Below are 15,377 nucleotides of genomic sequence, written 5' to 3' on the forward strand. Positions count from 1 at the left end.
CTCAGGTCAAGTCGCAGACCATAAACCCTCAACCCGCCGTGGAGGGTTCACGACACACCGGCGTGTCGCGAACGTGAGATCCGATCAGGCCGTCGCGGCGCTCCGTGCGCGCCAGGCGCTCTCCACCATCTCGGCGACGGTGTGCCGCATCTCCCAGCCCAGGTCGCGGGCCGCCGTCTCACCGGAGGCGACGATGCGGGGCGGATCGCCCGGCCGCCGCGGGGCGACCTCGGGCGTGAAGGCGATGCCGGTGCTGTCGGCGATCGCGCGCATGATCTCCCCGACGGAGGCCCCGGATCCGCTGCCCAGGTTGTAGACCGGGTCGATCGGCTCGCCGGCGGCCAGGCGGCGCGCCGCGGCGACGTGCGCGAGCGCCAGGTCCGCGACGTGGATGTAGTCGCGGACGCAGGTGCCGTCCGGTGTCGGGTAGTCGTCGCCGTTGATCCGGGGCGTGCGGCCGTCCAGCAGCGCCTCGAAGACGAGGGGGAAGAGATTGTGGGGGCTGGTGTCGTAGACGTCCGGGTAGCCGGACCCGACGACGTTGAAGTAGCGCAGGGAGGCGTGCCTGACGCCGTGCGCCCGCCCCGCGTCCGCGAGCAGCCACTCGCCGATCAGCTTCGACTCGCCGTAGGGCGACTCCGGGCTCTTGGGGGTGTCCTCGGTGACGATCTCGACGTCGACCGCGCCGTAGACGGCAGCGCTCGAGGAGAAGACGATCGAGGAGACCCCGGCGCGCTCCATCGCCGCCAGCACGCGCATGGTGCCGGTGACGTTCTGCTCGTAGGTGTGCAGAGGGCGCTGCACCGAGACTCCGGCGTACTTGAACCCGGCGACGTGGACGACGCCCTCGATGTCGTGCTCGGCGAGCACGCGGTCGAGCAGGGCCTCGTCGAGGATCGAGCCCTGGCGGAACGGGACGCCCTCGGGCACGAACGACGCGTGCCCCGAGGAGAGGTCGTCGAGGACGACGGGGTCGATGCCCTGCTCCGAGAACGCGCGCACCACGTGCGCCCCGATGTACCCGGCTCCCCCGGTGACCAGCCATGCCATGTGGATCCTCCTCGGTGCGGGCCCGCGACTCCGCGCGCCGGAAGACACCCTAGCGGCGGGGATCGACGGCGTGGATAGGCCGGATGACGACGTGACGCGATATCCTGCCGTCGTGCTCCGCTCCGTCGCCCTCCTCGCCCTGCCCGGCCTCGCGCCGTTCGAGTTCGGGGTCGTCTGCGAGGTGTTCGGGATCGACCGCGGCGCCGACGGAGGTCCCGCCCTCGACTTCCGGATCGCCACTCCCGATCCGGGCCCCGTCCGCACGAGCCTCGGATTCGACCTGCTGATCGCCGATGGTCTCCACGCGGCCCGGGACGCGGACCTGATCGCCGTCCCCGCCCACGGCCGCGGGCCCGCCGACGAGCGGGTGCTCGACCTCCTCCGCGAGGCTCACGGGCGCGGCGCGTGGATCCTCAGCGTCTGCAGCGGGGCCTTCACCCTGGCGCAGGCGGGCCTGCTCGACGGTCGGCGCGCGACCACCCACTGGATGCACGCCGCGGAGCTCGCCCGGCGCTTCCCCTCCGTCACGGTGGACCCGGAGGTCCTCTACGTGCAGGAGGGGCGCATCGTGACGAGCGCGGGCACCGCGGCCGGCATCGACGCGGCGCTGCACGTGGTGCGCGAGGAGCTGGGCGCGACGGCGGCGAGCGTCGTCGCCCGGCGGATGGTCGTACCCCCGCAGCGCCACGGCGGGCAGGCGCAGTACCTGCGGACCCCCGTTCCCGAGGCGCGCGCGGACTCGCTGGCCGAGGTCACCGAGTGGATGCTGGAGCACCTCGACGAGGACCTCTCGATCGAGGCGCTGGCCCGTCGGGCCCTGATGGCCCCCCGCACCTTCGCGCGCCGCTTCCGGGCCGACCTCGGCACGACTCCGCTCGCCTGGCTCACCCGCCAGCGCCTCCTCCGGGCGCAGGTGCTGCTGGAGGAGACGGAGCTGACCCTCGAGGCGGTCGCCGCGCGGGTCGGCTTCGGCACGGCCGCGGTGATGCGCCACCACTTCACGCGCGTCCTGCGGACCACGCCGGTGGCCTACCGCCGCACCTTCGCCGCCTGAGCGGCCGGGTCGTTGGAGGGGTCAGACCGTCGCGACGAAGAGCGTGCCCCGTCCGGTGACGGCGAGAGCGCCCTCCGACGGGGTCACGAACACGCTGCCGCCGCGCTCGACGCGGACCGAGCCCTCGGCGCCCTCGAGCGAGAACGAGCCCTCGGTCGCGATCGCGATGGCGGGCCCGTGCAGGGCGACGCGGGCCGGCTCCTCCGACGCCGGCTGCACGACGGCGAGCACGAAGTCGGGGACGTCCGGACGGTAGACGCGCACGCCCGGTCCGGCCTGCTCGGCCGGGAGGTAGGGCACGGGCAGCGGCGAGAACTCCAGCACGCTCACCAGCTCGGGCACGTCGATGTGCTTGGGCGTGAGGCCCCCGCGCAGCACGTTGTCGGAGGCGGCCATCAGCTCCACGCCCGTGCCCGCGAGGTAGGCGTGGATGTTGCCTGCAGGCAGGTAGAGCACCTCGCCGCGGGCGAGGCGGACGCGGTTGAGCAGGAGCGAGAGCACGATGCCGGGGTCGCCCGGGTAGCTCTCGGCCAGGTCCCGGACCGTGGTCGTCTCGAGGCGGTCGTCGCCCGTGGACGCCGCGACGACCGCGGACACCAGCGCGGCGACCTCGGCGCGGTCGCCGTCGGCGAGCAGCCACGACAGGGCGCCGCGGAGGACCTCCGAGGGCTCGCCCTCGAGCGTCCGGGCGAACCGCGCGATCGCGGCCGCCTCCTCCGCCGGGGCGCGCCCGGCCAGCTCGGCGAGCAGCGCCCGGGCGTCCGCCGGCTCGCGGAAGCCGCAGAGCGCGTCGAAGCTCTCGCTGAGCGCGTAGATCAGCTCGGGCTTGTGGAACGGGTCCTTGTAGTTGCGATCGGCGGCGTCCCGCGGGATGCCGGCCTCCTCCTCCTCGACGAACCGGCGCCGGGCCCGCTCGGACGAGGGGTGGGCCTGGAGCGACAGCGGCCCGCCCGCGGCGAGGATCTTGAGCAGGAACGGCAGACGGGGAGCGCCCGAGACCGGATCGACCGACCCCTCCACTCCGGCGAGCGCCGCCTCGGGGTGCTCGCCGATCCACTCGGCGAGCGTGCCGGCGCCGACCGAGGCGGGGTCGAGGATGCGCGCGGGCGAGCCCGGGTGCGCGCCGAGCCAGAGCTCGGCCTCGGGGGCGCCGGAGGGCGCGGTGCCGAGGGCCTCCGAGATGCCGGTGAGCGAGCCCCAGGCGTAGTCGCGGGGGGTGTTGCCGATCGGGATGAACACGGGAGCGCTGGCCTTCCGTCCGAGGGGTGGGTCCGAGCCGCTCAGCCGGACGCGCCGGGGCCGCTCCGCTGCGACGCTAGCAGGATCCACAACGCGGGCCCGGGAGGAGGGCCCGCCTGTTGGTGCTCTCCGCCAGAGGACGCGGCACTCGCAGGCGCGCTTCGTACGCTGGGAGTCGCAGCACTGTCGCCGTCGGAGCGGTCGCCGTGCCGCATCCGACGAGCGAGGGAGCACAGAGCATGGACAGCACGACCTTCGAGACCCTGGGGGCCGACTTCTACGGGTTCGAGGCGGCGCTCACGCCCGCCGAGAAGGAGCTGCTGGTCGGCGTCCGCGCGTTCCTCGAGGAGCAGGTGCGGCCGATCGCCGACGAGTACTGGGAGCGCGCGGAGTTCCCGCGGCAGCTGATCCCCGGGATCCACGCCACCGGCGTCATCGGCCTCTCCTGGCCCGAGACCCGCGCGATCGAGAACTCCGCCGTGTTCCGCGGCTGGGTGGCACTCGAGCTGGGCCGGGTGGACGCGGGCATCGCGACCTACGTCGGCGTGCAGAACGGCCTGGTGATGGGCACGGTCGGCGTCGCCGGCTCCGAGGAGCAGCGCGCCGAGTGGCTGCCGAAGCTCGCCTCGGGCGAGGTCGTCGGCGCCTTCGGCCTCACCGAGCCGCACTCCGGCTCCGACTCCGCCCAGGGCCTGCGCACCACCGCCCGCCTGGACGGCGACGACTGGATCCTCGACGGCGAGAAGCGCTGGATCGGCAACGCGACCTTCAGCGACGTGACCGTGATCTGGGCGAAGGACGCGGAGGACGGCCAGGTGAAGGGCTTCCTCGTCCCCACCTCGACGCCGGGCTACCGCGCCACCGCCATCGCGCGCAAGCAGAGCCTGCGCACGGTGCAGAACGCCGACATCGTGCTCGAGGGCGTCCGCGTCCCGGAGTCGCTGCGCCTGCAGGGCGCGAACTCGTTCCGCGACACCGCGAAGGTGCTCCGGCTCACCCGTGCCGAGGTCGCCTGGCAGGCCATCGGCGTCGCGATCGGCGCCTACGACGCGGCGCTGCGCTACGCGAAGGAGCGCGTGCAGTTCGGCAAGCCGCTCGTCGGGCACCAGCTGATGCAGGACCTCCTGGTCAAGAGCATCGGCAACATCACGGCCAGCATCGCCCTGGCGACCCGCGTGTCCGAGATGCTCGACGCCGGCGAGCAGCGCGACGAGCACTCCGCCCTCGCGAAGGCCTACGCGACGGCCCGGATGCGCGAGACCGTCGCCTGGTGCCGCGAGGTGATGGGCGGCAACGGCATCGTCCTCGACTACGGCGTCGCCCGCTTCTTCGCCGACGCGGAGGCCCTCTACTCCTACGAGGGCACCCGCGAGATGAACACGCTGATCGTCGGCCGCTCGATCACCGGCACCGCCGCGTTCGTCTGAGCCTCCCGTCCAAGCCGTCTTCCCCGAGGGGACGCCCCGGCCGGGGAGCGAGCGGCGGCGCGCCCGGCACGCCGCCGCGCCGCCCCCGCTCCCTAGACTGGTCGCCATGATCCGACGCGCCGCCCCCGCCGCTCCCCGAGCGCTCGCGGTGGCGGTGCTGGCCGTGCTGCTGGCCGGCCAGTCGCTGCGGAACCTCGCCGGATGGTGGGGCTGGGGCGTCGTCGTCGCGCTGCTCCTGGGCGCCTCGATCGCCGTGCTCGTCCGCGCCCGCCCCCGCCCGCGCTGGGCCCGCACGCCGAAGTCGCTGGTCCTCTTCCTCGGGCTCGCGGTGCTCTCGCTGCTGTGGTCCGCCTATCCGGGAGCGAGCGCGATCGGAGTCACGGCGCAGCTCGCGACGACGCTCGGCGGCGTCGTCCTCGCCGTCACGCTGAGCAGCCGGGAACTGCTCACGGCTCTCGGACGGGCACTGCGCCTCTCCGTCGGCCTCTCGCTCCTCTTCGAGCTCGTGATCGCGGTCGTCGTGCGGCAGCCCGTCCTGCCGTTCGGCGTCGAGCCTCCCGCCGACGGACCGACGCCCGACGCCTTCTACTGGTCGCAGGCAGCCCTCTTCACCGGCGAGCCCGTCCAGGGGATCGTCGGCAACCGCAACCTCCTCGGCTTCCTCGCCCTGCTCGGCCTGATCGTGATCGCGATCGAGCTGGCGGCCCACTCGGTCCGGCGCCGCTGGGGAGCGGTCTGGGTCGCCCTGTTCGTCGCGACCCTCCTGCTCACCCGCTCGGCCACCGTCCTGCTCTGCCTCGTCGCCGTCGTCTTCGCGGCCGCGTTCGCGCTCTGGGCTCGCCGGAGGGGCGAGTCCCGCCGCCGTCCCGTCTACCTGACCGCCGCGGGGCTGGCGGTGGCCGCCGTCGCCGGAGGCGCCGCGGGCTGGGGCGCCCTCCTCGGCCTGCTCGGCAAGAGCGAGGACGCCACGGGCCGCCTCGACATCTGGGACTCGGTGATCGCGCTCACGCTGCAGCGCCCGGTCCTCGGCTGGGGCTGGGTCAGCTACTGGGCTCCCTGGGCCGCCCCGTTCGACACCCTCGCCGAGCGCAAGGGCGTGCTCTACCTGCAGGCCCACGACGCCTGGCTCGACGTCGCCCTCCAGCTCGGAGCGTTCGGCCTCGTCCTCTTCGCGGCGCTCGCCGTCTCGACGCTGTGGCGCTCCTGGTTCCGCGCGGTCGACCGCCCGCGGCGCGACGCGACCTCGACCCTCCCCTACACGGCCGTCAGCCTCGCTCCGCTGCTGATCGTGGTCGCCCTCCTGGCGCAGTCGCTGTTCGAGAGCCGGATCCTGATCGAGGGAGGCTGGCTGCTCCTCGTCCTCTTCGCGGTGCAGACCAAGCGACCGGCGACCGAGACGCCCGAGGTCCTCGCCGCGACCCCGCTCCCCCTCGCCGACGCCTCCCCGAGGCGATGAGGCCCCGCCGCCCCTCGCTCCCCGCCTCCGTCGCCGACGCGACGGCGTCCCCGCAGTTCGCGGCGGCCCTCGCGCAGACCACTCTCGTCACCGTCCTCTGCGCCCCGGCGGTCCGCGGGCTCCTCGGCTGGCCCGGCTACATCGCCGCCGTCGCCACGCTCACCGCCCTCGCCGCGGTCATGCTCGTCCTGCGGCGCGGGCGGCTCGACTGGGAGGGCCTGCTGCCCACGAGCATCCTGGTGTTCCTCGGCTGGATCGCGCTCAGCGTGCTGTGGAGCGACTACACCTGGGCCACGGTCTCGAGCGTCGTCTACCAGTTCGCCCTGGCGTTCCTGGCGATCGCGATCGGCCTCACGCGCGACATCATCCAGATCATCCGCTCGGTCGGCGACGTGCTGCGGGTCGTGCTGATCGCCTCGCTGGCCGTGGAGGTGCTCTCGGGGGTGCTGATCGACCAGCCGCTGCGCTTCCTCGGCGTGGAGGGCCTGCTCGCGGTCGGCGGGCCGATCCAGGGACTCGTCGGCACGCGCAACCAGCTCGGGCTGGTCTGCCTGCTGGCGATCGTGACGTTCTCGGTGGAGCTGATGACCCGCTCCGTCGCCCGCGGGCCGGCCGTCGCCTCGCTCGCCCTCGCCGCGGTCACCCTCCTCTTCACGCGCTCCGCCGTGAGCGCGGGCGTGCTCGCCGTGGCCGTCGTCGTCGCCCTCGCTCTGCGCTGGGTGCGCCACGGCGACGGCACCCACCGCCGTCGGCGGCAGTTCGCGGTGCTCGGCGTCGCCGCCGCGGCCGCCCTCACCGTGTGGCTCCTGCGCTACCGGGTGATCGAGCTGCTGAACGCGGGCAGCGAGTTCGAGTTCCGGCTGCGGCTCTGGCAGCAGGTCTGGCGCTTCACGGACCTCGCTCCGATCGTCGGCTGGGGCTGGGTGGGCTACTGGCGGCCCGACCTCTACCCCTTCACCGCCATCGACTACCTCTCGGGCCGCCCGCACTCGTCGAGCCTCAACGCGCTCTTCGACGTGGCCCTGCAGGTCGGCGCGGTCGGGGTGGTCCTCTTCGTCGTGCTGATCGGCCTCGCGCTCTGGCGCTCCTGGCTGATCGCCTCCGAGCGCAAGGCGGTCGTGCACGTCTGGCCGGTGCTGGTGCTGACCGTGCTGATGGTCACCGCACTGGCCGAGAGCTCGATCCTGCTCGACGCCGGCTGGCTGCTCGTGGTGCTCTGCGCGATGCGCGCGGCCCAGGGACTGAGCTGGCGCCGGCTCCTGCACCCGCGGGACTGACCGGACTCCTCAGCGCCCGCGCCGCCGCGCCACCTGGCGGAGCACGGCGAGGTGCTCCTCCCGGCAGCGCTCCCAGCTGAAGGACCGGGCGCGCTCGACGCCGAGCGGGCCGAGCTCGCCGGTCCGCTCGATCGCCTCGAGGATCCCGTCCGCGATCGAGCGCGGCTCGAGCGGATCGACGTAGACCGCGGCGTCCCCGCAGATCTCCGGGAGCGAGCCCGCGTCGGAGGCGGCCACCGGGCATCCCGACGCCATCGCCTCGATCGGCGGGAGGCCGAAGCCCTCGTAGAGGCTCGGGAACGCCAGCACCGCGGCTCGGCGGTAGAGGTCGGCGAGCTCCTCCGGAGTGACGTGGCCGCGCCACTCGACGAAGTCCGGCAGCGGGCCGAGGCGGTCCAGGTCCCCTCCCGTCAGCACGAGCCGGAGGGCGTGCCCCTCCTCCCGCAGCAGGCGCACCGCCTCGAACAGGCGGGCGTGGTTCTTGTGCGGCCAGGCGCGCGCCGGGTAGAAGACGAAGTCCTCGCGTGTGCCCAGATTCGCGACGAAGCGCCGGGTGTCCACGCCGAGATGCGACACGTGGATCCGCTCCTCCGGGATGCCCAGCAGCTCGACGATCCGCCCCTTGGTGAAGGCGCTGATGGTGATGACCGCGTCGGCGCGGCGAGCGGTCGCCTCGTAGGCGAGCCGGCGGAAGACGCGCTCGACGCGGGGGAAGAGGTGCGGGAGGTCGCGGTGCTGCAGATCGAACAGCATCTGCACGTGCCCCTGCCGCCGCGACGGCCACGGGAGCGGGACCGTGAACGGGAAGTAGAGCACCGCGTCCCGGCCGAGGCGCCGGCGCAGGCGCGGCGTGCGCAGGAGCGCCTGGAGCATCCCCACGGCCCGGCGGCGGTGGCCCGCCCCGCTGACGACCCCCTCGGCCACGACCTCGGGCACGCCCTCGCTGAAGCCGCGCGCGTTCTCGGGGACGAGCACCTGCACGGCGGGCCCCTCCTCCCCCGGCCGCGGCGCCAGGAGGCGCGTGAGCGCGCGCGCGTAGGTCTCGCCGCCGCCCATCCCGCCCGGGTCGACGGTGAGCACGGCGAGCGTGACGGGGCGGAGTTCCGGCATGGCGTCCAATCGGTCCGAAGCCCGGCCAGGATACCGGCGGGCCGCACCGCTCCCGGCGCCCGGCCGTGCCCGTGGGTAGTATGTGTCCCGCTGTCATCGACCCCGACGAATTGGACCACCACGTGCCCCGCGCTTTGATCACCGGAATCACCGGCCAGGACGGCCTCTACCTCGCCGAGCTCCTCCTCTCGAAGGGCTACGAGGTCTTCGGGCTCGTCCGCGGGCAGAACAACCCCAAGTACGAGCTGGTCCGCCGCACCGTGCCCGAGGTGACCCTGCTCACCGGCGACCTGACCGACGTGTCGAGCCTCGTGCGCGTGCTCGCCGCCGCCCAGCCCGACGAGGTCTACAACCTCGGTGCGATCTCGTTCGTCGCCTACTCGTGGGAGAACGCGTCGCTCACCACCGATGTGACCGGCAAGGGCGTGCTCAACATCCTCGAGGCGACCCGCCTCTACGCCGGCTCCGACATGTCGCGCGTGAAGTTCTACCAGGCCTCCTCCTCCGAGATGTTCGGCAAGGTCCAGCAGGTCCCGCAGAGCGAGGAGACGCTGCTCTGGCCGCGCTCGCCCTACGGAGTGGCCAAGGTCTTCGGCCACTACATGACCATCAACTACCGCGAGTCGTACGGCATGCACGCCTCCTCCGGCATCCTCTTCAACCACGAGTCGCCCCGCCGCGGCCCGGAGTTCGTCACCCGCAAGATCAGCCTCGCGGTCGCCCGCATCAAGCTCGGCCTCCAGGAGACGCTGGAGCTCGGCAACCTCGACGCGAAGCGCGACTGGGGCTTCGCCGGCGACTACGTCGACGCGATGTGGCGCATGCTGCAGCAGCCCGAGGGCGACGACTACGTGGTCGCGACCGGCGAGACCCACGAGATCCGCGAGTACCTCGACATCGCCTTCAACCACGTCGGCATCGAGGACTGGACCCCGTACGTGACCCAGAACCCCGCGTTCATGCGTCCCGCCGAGGTGGACCTGCTGATCGGCGACCCGGCGAAGGCGCGCGACGTCCTCGGCTGGGAGCCGAAGGTCTCGTTCCCCGAGCTCGTGGCGATGATGGTCGAGAACGACCTCGCCGAGCAGTCCGCGCTGATCAAGTAGTCATGCCTGCCGCTCTCGTCACCGGAGCGAGCGGTCAGGACGGGGGCTACCTCGTCGAGCGCCTGCTCGCCGACGGCTGGGAGGTCTCCGCGCTCGTGCGCGGGACCGACGACGCCGCTCTTCCCGCCTCCGTCCGCGCCTTCGAGGGCGATCTCCGCGACGCCTCCGGCCTCGGCCGTATCGTCGCGGAGGCGCAGCCGGACACGGTCTTCCACCTCGCCGGCCTCTCCTCCGTCGCGCTCTCGTGGAAGGAGCCCGTGCTCACGGCGGAGGTGACCGGCACCGCGGTCGCCGCGCTCCTGGAGGCCTCGCTGGCGCTCCAGGAGTCGGCGGGCCGGGAGGTCCGCTTCGTTCAGGCCTCGTCCTCCGAGATCTTCGGGGCCGCGACCGAGAACCCGCAGACCGAGCGGACCCCGATCCGCCCGGTTTCGCCCTACGGAGCCGCGAAGGCGTTCGCGCACCACCTCGTCGCGGTCTACCGTGGCCGCGGGCTGCACGCCTCGTCCGGCATCCTCTACAACCACGAGTCGCCTCGACGGCCGCTGGGCTTCGTCACCCGCAAGATCACCGCCGGAGTCGCGGCGATCGCGACGGGCGCCGAGTCGGTGCTCTCGCTCGGCAATCTCGACGCGCGCCGCGACTGGGGCTGGGCCCCCGACTACGTGGACGCCCTCGTGCGCGCCTCGCGCGCCGAGGAGGCGGGCGACTACGTCGTGGCGACCGGAGTCGCGCACTCGGTCCGCGACTTCGTCCGTGCCGCCTTCACCGCGGCCGGCATCGACGACTGGGAGCAGCGGGTCACGATCGACCCGCGGTTCGCGCGCCCCGTGGACGCCCCCGAGATGCGCGGGGACGCCTCCCGGGCCCGCGAAGTGCTCGGCTGGGCGCCGACCGTCAGCTTCGAGGAGATCGTCGCCCGCATGGTCGAGAACGACCTCGAGCTGGCGCGCCGCTCCGACTGAGCCGCGCCCACCGCGTGCAGAAGGCCCCCGCTCCTGGAGCGGGGGCCTTCTGCACGCGGTGGGTCGAGGACGCCTAGGCGGTCGCGTCCGACTGCTCGGCCCGGCCCCGCTCGTCGACGCCCTCGCCCTCGACGAGGTACGACCAGACGCGGGCGGCGTACTCGTCCCAGGTGCCGCCGTCGATCGCGAGCGCCTTCGCCGAGAGCCGCGCGTGCAGCTCGTCGTCGGTCAGCAGCCGCTCGAGGGCCGCGGCGATGTCGTGGTCGTCGTGCGGATCGACGAACAGCGCGCCACCCGAGGCGGAGACCTCGTGCATGCTGCCGAAGCCGGAGGTCACGACCGGGGTGCCGACCGAGATCGACTCCACGATCGGGAGACCGTAGCCCTCGTTGATCGAGGGGAACACCGTGCACCGGGCCAGGCGGTAGGCGCTCCAGAGCAGCGCGTCGGTGATCTTGGAGAGCGAGCGGACCGGACGGCCCTGCCCCTCGAGGACCTCGAGTCGGTACTCGAACTCGGCGCTGCTCCAGGCGTTGCCGCCGATGAAGACCAGGCTGAAGCGCACGCCCCGGCGCCAGAGCAGCTCGGCCGCCTGGAGCACAGCCAGGTGGTTCTTCCGCGGCTCGTGGCTGCCGACGCAGACGACGAGCGGGAGGTCACCGGTCACCAGCGAGCGCGCGGCGGTGGCCAGCTCCTCGTCCGAGACGCTCTCCGGCTGCGAGGGCAGCAGGATCGGCCGGATGTCCGGCCCCTGCATCCCGACGCTGCCGAGCATGTGGCGCCAGCCGGAGTACTCGGTCGCGGCCGCCTCGGAGATGGTCGCGATGCGGTCCATGTGCGACACGGCGACGAGCGTGCGCGAGAAGGCGGCGCTGATGCCGGTGCTCGCCGTCTCGGCGGTGGTGACCGGCACGCAGTCGAAGCCGATGGTGCCCGTGCGGTTGCCGCTGAACTCGGCCAGAGCGGAGACGCGCGACGTCCGCTCGTCCTCCACGGCGAGCTCGGGCAGGAGGTAGGTGCCCTGCCACGGGACGATCACGCGGGAGCGGTCCTCGGCGGCGTCGGGCACGTCGCCCGAGACGGCGTTCCGGCTCTGCTCCGGGGTGAGCATGACGAGCGACTCGTGGGTCGAGTCCCAGCCGGCGAGCAGGATCTCGTGGTCGCGCGTCCATCGGACGAGGCTCTGGCGCACCACGCGCTGGATGCCCGTGGCCAGCCCCGTGCGCGCGGTGTGGTGCACGTCGACGACGACCGCGCCGACGACCACCTCGACCTCGGGGTGGTGGAAGCGGGCGAAGACCCGGTTCGAGGCGATGGTGGACGCGGCGTGGGTGAGCAGACCGGCGGTGCCGTCCAGCCGGGCCCGGCGGCGGCCGTCGACGACGTCCTCCCGGCGCGGGAGCGTGCCGCGGAGGACGGCGAGCACCAGCCAGACCTCGCGGTCGGTGGGGGCGGGCAGCAGAACGCTCAGCTGTCCGGTGAGGGCGTCGACGCTGCCCAGCGGCTCCACGGAGGGGGCCAGGGTGCGCACCAGGGTGGCGAGACGGTCGACCAGGTACTGCTTAGAGCGCACGGGGCGCCTCCTCGTGCTCGATGAGGGCCGAGGGGCCGATCAGGGCGGCCCACAGCTCCCGGGCGTAGTCGTCCCAGGTGCGCTCGGGCCGCTCTGCCGCCTCGAGGCGGAGCTCGTCGACGACTTCCGGCGACGTCAGCAGGCGGCGCATGCCGTCGGTGATCTCCTCGTCGGACTCCGGGTCGATCAGGACGCATCCGCCGTGCTCGGCGATCTGCGCCGTGCTGCCGTAGCGCGAGGTCAGCACGGGGAGCCCGATCGACAGCGCCTCGGCGACCGGCAGGCCGTACCCCTCGTGCAGCGACGGGAACGCCAGGAACAGCGCCTCCCGGTAGCTCGCGATCAGGACGTCGTCGTCGGCTCCGCGGAGCACCTCGACCGGGCGTCCGGCGGCGACCAGCTCGCGCACGCGGGGATCGAAGACCTGGTGCGCCCAGGGGTTGGCCCCGCCGATGAAGCGGACGCGGAAGCGCAGGCCCTCGCGCCAGAGGACCTCGGCGGCGTGCAGCACCGCGAGATGGTTCTTGCGGGGCTCCTGGCTGCCGACGCAGAGCACGAGCGGCAGGCCGGACGCGCTCCGGCCCTCGGAGCGCAGGCCGTCCGGGAGCTCCACGGGCAGCGGGACCGGGACGACGGTCGGGCCGGTGAGGCCCTGAGCGGGGAGCGCTCGCACGAAGCCCTCGAACTCCAGCGCAGCCGCGGCGCTCACCGTGGCGACGCGCTCGGCGTGCTTGACCACGGAGAGGAAGTTGACGAAGCGCACCGTCTCCTCCGGCGGCACCGTGTCGGCGCTGACGACGGGGATGGCGTCGTGGCCGAGGACGACGACCTCGTTGCCGGAGTACTCGGCGAGGGCCGCGAGCGGCCCGCACTGGTTGTAGTCGGGCACCGAGGGGATGACGACGACGCTGCGGTAGGGCACGACGAACTCGATGCGCTCCGGATCGCCGTGCTCCCAGTCGCGCCGCCCGGCGGAGGACCAGTCGACGACGCGCTCGTGCTCGATCGCGCTCAGGCGCCGGAAGGACATCGATCCGTGGACCCAGGCGACCGGGACGATCTCGTGCTCGGCGTCCCAGCGGGACACGGTCTGGCGCACGACCCGCTGGACGCCGGTGTTGTGACCGTGGCGGGCGGGGAAGTCGACGTCGATCAGGACGGCCCCGGTGACGACCTCGACACGGGCGTCCAGATCGGCGAACCCGGTCGCGGTGCGGGAGCCCGCCTCGAGGAAGATGCGCAGCGCCGCCTCCTCGGGGGCGAGCTCGAGGGCGCGGCGGAACCAGTCGAACAGCTCGCTCGTCGGGTACGCGGCCGTGAACGACACCAGCGCGACCCAGGTCAACTCGTCGTCCTGGCGCGAGCGGATCTCGCGGGCCACCTCGTCGAGGTACGGGCCGGGCCCGCGGGTGCGCAGCGAGGCGCGGCGCTCCTCGTCGAAGAGGAGCGCGCCGATCTGCTCCAGGCGCTGCAGCATCGCCTCCGTGCGGTGGGCGCGCGCGGCGGCCGCGCCGGCGGCCGAGACCTGCGACCGGTCGCTCATCGCGCCCGACCGGACAGGCGGCGCTTCACGAAGCGCGCGCTGTGGCCGACGGCGCCCGACAGCCCGAGCTGCTCGACGCGGATCTGGAAGGTTCGCACCAGGCGGAGCGGCTTCGTCACCCGCCAGGAGAGGGTGCGCTCGAAGCCGGAGGCGGTCACTCCGCCCACCTGGATCCGCTCGACCCACTCGTCGAAGGGGTCGTTGAGGAGGGAGTCGACCTGCGCGCGCAGGCGGGCGAGCTCCTCGTCCGGGGACTCGGGCTCGGCGAGACGGGGCTCGATGGGAGCCCCGGACGTGCGGGCGGGCTCGGCCGGGACGGCGGCGGGAGCGGCGTCGCCGACCGCCGACTCGAGGCTCGGGTCGGGAGCGGGAGGAGCGTCCTCGCCCGTGCCGCCGAGGACGGGGGCGGGGTCCCCAGCGCTCTGCGGCGCCGGGTCCAGGGGGACGTCGGATGGCTGCGTGGGCATGGCGAACACCTCGTTCGTGTCGTTCAGTCGGCGAGCGGGAGCAAGACTACCCGCCATGCGCCGCGCACCGGCACGCCAGCCAGGGGGCTCCAGGGTGGGCCGCACGTATAATGATGCGGTCCGTCGCCCGGCGGAGGCCGAGAGCTTGGAGTTCCATGCCCAGCAAAGCTGTGGATCGCGCGCGCGCGATCGCCGACGAGCCGTTCCAGATCGCCGGCACCACGTCGGCCGTCGGCGGCGGCTCGGGCGGCTTCGTCGCCTCCCTCGCCGAGATCCTGCGGCACCGCGAGCTGCTCCGCCTCCTCGTCGGGCGCGAGCTGAAGTCGCGCTACAAGGACAGCAGCCTGGGCTTCGTCTGGAGCCTCGTCCGGCCGCTGATCATGCTCCTCATCTACTACGTGGCGATCGGCCAGATCCTCGGGGCCTCGCGCGGCGTCCCGAACTTCGCGATCTTCGTCTTCTCGGGGCTCACCCTCTGGGGCCTGTTCAGCGAGATCGTGACCGCGGGCACCACGTCGATCCTCGGCAACGGCGGACTGATCAAGAAGGTGTACCTGCCGCGGGAGATCTTCCCGGTGGCGGCCATCGGCTCGGCCCTCTTCAACTTCGGTGTGCAGTTCGTCGTCCTGATCGCGGGAGCCGTCCTCACGGGCTCGCTGATCTTCGGCGTCCAGCTCCTCTACATCGTGCCCGCGCTGGCGATCGTGCTCGTGTACGGCCTCGCGCTGGCCCTGGCCCTCTCGGCCCTCAACGTCTACCTCCGCGACGTCCAGTTCCTCGTCGAGGTCGGGCTGCAGATCTTCTTCTGGCTCTCCCCCATCGTCTACGCGTGGAACTTCGTCGTCGCCGCCTCCACCGGAGCGGGCCACGGCTGGGCCGAGCAGCTCTACCTCATCAACCCGATCTCGAACGCGATCCTCGCCTTCCAGCGCGCGATCTGGGGAGACGGCTCGCGCGTCAGCATCATCGACGGCAACGAGATCGCCCCCCAGGTGTGGCCGCCGGACATGGAGCTGCGCCTTCTCATCGTCCTCGTCGTCGGGCTGGTGTTCGTGTGGATCGGCCACCGGATCTTCCGCCGCCTCGAGGGCAACTTCGCCCAGGAGATCTGAT

13 protein-coding genes are annotated in these 15,377 nt (G+C 73.1%); 7 read left to right on the forward strand and 6 right to left on the reverse strand.

Annotation, left to right across the window (positions count from 1 at the left end):
* Positions 1–84 precede the first annotated feature (84 nt).
* The gene (gene galE / locus C5C37_RS08010; protein ID WP_104246668.1) at positions 85–1,050 is read right to left on the reverse strand and encodes a UDP-glucose 4-epimerase GalE; all 966 of its coding nucleotides are present in this window, start codon (positions 1,048–1,050) and stop codon (positions 85–87) included.
* 112 nt (positions 1,051–1,162) lie between these two features.
* Between galE and C5C37_RS08015 the strand changes: the two genes are divergently transcribed.
* The gene (locus tag C5C37_RS08015) at positions 1,163–2,104 is read left to right on the forward strand and encodes a GlxA family transcriptional regulator (RefSeq protein WP_104338762.1); all 942 of its coding nucleotides are present in this window, start codon (positions 1,163–1,165) and stop codon (positions 2,102–2,104) included.
* A gap of 21 nt (positions 2,105–2,125) precedes the next feature.
* Here C5C37_RS08015 and manA read toward each other — a convergent pair whose 3' ends face one another.
* Positions 2,126–3,343 carry a mannose-6-phosphate isomerase, class I gene (gene manA / locus C5C37_RS08020; RefSeq protein WP_104246670.1) on the reverse strand — a complete coding sequence of 406 codons (1,218 nt, stop codon included), beginning with the start codon at positions 3,341–3,343 and terminating at the stop codon, positions 2,126–2,128.
* Positions 3,344–3,582: 239 nt separating this feature from the next.
* Here manA and C5C37_RS08025 point away from each other — a divergent pair, with 239 nt between their 5' ends.
* From C5C37_RS08025 to C5C37_RS08035, 3 genes are all read left to right on the forward strand, one after another.
* Positions 3,583–4,770 (forward strand): acyl-CoA dehydrogenase family protein, encoded by a 1,188-nt coding sequence (locus C5C37_RS08025; RefSeq protein ID WP_104338763.1) that lies wholly within the window; start codon positions 3,583–3,585, stop codon positions 4,768–4,770.
* Between the two features lie 106 nt (positions 4,771–4,876).
* Positions 4,877–6,226: an O-antigen ligase gene (locus C5C37_RS08030; protein ID WP_104260492.1), complete on the forward strand. Its 1,350-nt coding sequence runs from the start codon at positions 4,877–4,879 to the stop codon at positions 6,224–6,226.
* A complete protein-coding gene (locus C5C37_RS08035) occupies positions 6,223–7,503 on the forward strand; it encodes an O-antigen ligase (RefSeq protein WP_104260493.1) in 1,281 nt (426 codons plus the stop codon). The genes C5C37_RS08030 and C5C37_RS08035 overlap by 4 nt, the downstream gene beginning before the upstream one ends.
* A gap of 9 nt (positions 7,504–7,512) precedes the next feature.
* Here the strand turns inward: C5C37_RS08035 and C5C37_RS08040 are convergent, their stop codons facing one another.
* Positions 7,513–8,613 carry a glycosyltransferase family 1 protein gene (locus C5C37_RS08040; RefSeq protein WP_104246673.1) on the reverse strand — a complete coding sequence of 367 codons (1,101 nt, stop codon included), beginning with the start codon at positions 8,611–8,613 and terminating at the stop codon, positions 7,513–7,515.
* A gap of 122 nt (positions 8,614–8,735) precedes the next feature.
* Here C5C37_RS08040 and C5C37_RS08045 point away from each other — a divergent pair, with 122 nt between their 5' ends.
* Together C5C37_RS08045 and C5C37_RS08050 are read left to right on the forward strand one after the other, a co-directional pair.
* A complete protein-coding gene (locus C5C37_RS08045) occupies positions 8,736–9,719 on the forward strand; it encodes a GDP-mannose 4,6-dehydratase (RefSeq protein ID WP_104275317.1) in 984 nt (327 codons plus the stop codon).
* A gap of 2 nt (positions 9,720–9,721) precedes the next feature.
* The gene (locus C5C37_RS08050; protein WP_104260494.1) at positions 9,722–10,681 is read left to right on the forward strand and encodes a GDP-mannose 4,6-dehydratase; all 960 of its coding nucleotides are present in this window, start codon (positions 9,722–9,724) and stop codon (positions 10,679–10,681) included.
* A gap of 73 nt (positions 10,682–10,754) precedes the next feature.
* Here C5C37_RS08050 and C5C37_RS08055 read toward each other — a convergent pair whose 3' ends face one another.
* From C5C37_RS08055 to C5C37_RS08065, 3 genes are read right to left on the reverse strand one after another with little or no spacing between them, the layout of a single operon-like run.
* Positions 10,755–12,254: a glycosyltransferase family 1 protein gene (locus tag C5C37_RS08055; protein WP_104260495.1), complete on the reverse strand. Its 1,500-nt coding sequence runs from the start codon at positions 12,252–12,254 to the stop codon at positions 10,755–10,757.
* Positions 12,244–13,797 (reverse strand): glycosyltransferase, encoded by a 1,554-nt coding sequence (locus tag C5C37_RS08060; protein WP_104260496.1) that lies wholly within the window; start codon positions 13,795–13,797, stop codon positions 12,244–12,246. Before C5C37_RS08060 ends, C5C37_RS08055 begins: the two co-directional genes overlap by 11 nt.
* Positions 13,794–14,264: a hypothetical protein gene (locus C5C37_RS08065; protein WP_104223152.1), complete on the reverse strand. Its 471-nt coding sequence runs from the start codon at positions 14,262–14,264 to the stop codon at positions 13,794–13,796. Before C5C37_RS08065 ends, C5C37_RS08060 begins: the two co-directional genes overlap by 4 nt.
* A 155-nt stretch (positions 14,265–14,419) precedes the next feature.
* Here C5C37_RS08065 and C5C37_RS08070 point away from each other — a divergent pair, with 155 nt between their 5' ends.
* Positions 14,420–15,376: an ABC transporter permease gene (locus tag C5C37_RS08070; protein WP_104223153.1), complete on the forward strand. Its 957-nt coding sequence runs from the start codon at positions 14,420–14,422 to the stop codon at positions 15,374–15,376.
* Position 15,377: the final 1 nt, after the last annotated feature.

Origin of the sequence: Rathayibacter sp. AY1F9 (assembly GCF_002932155.1) — a bacterium.
Classification (GTDB): domain Bacteria; phylum Actinomycetota; class Actinomycetes; order Actinomycetales; family Microbacteriaceae; genus Rathayibacter.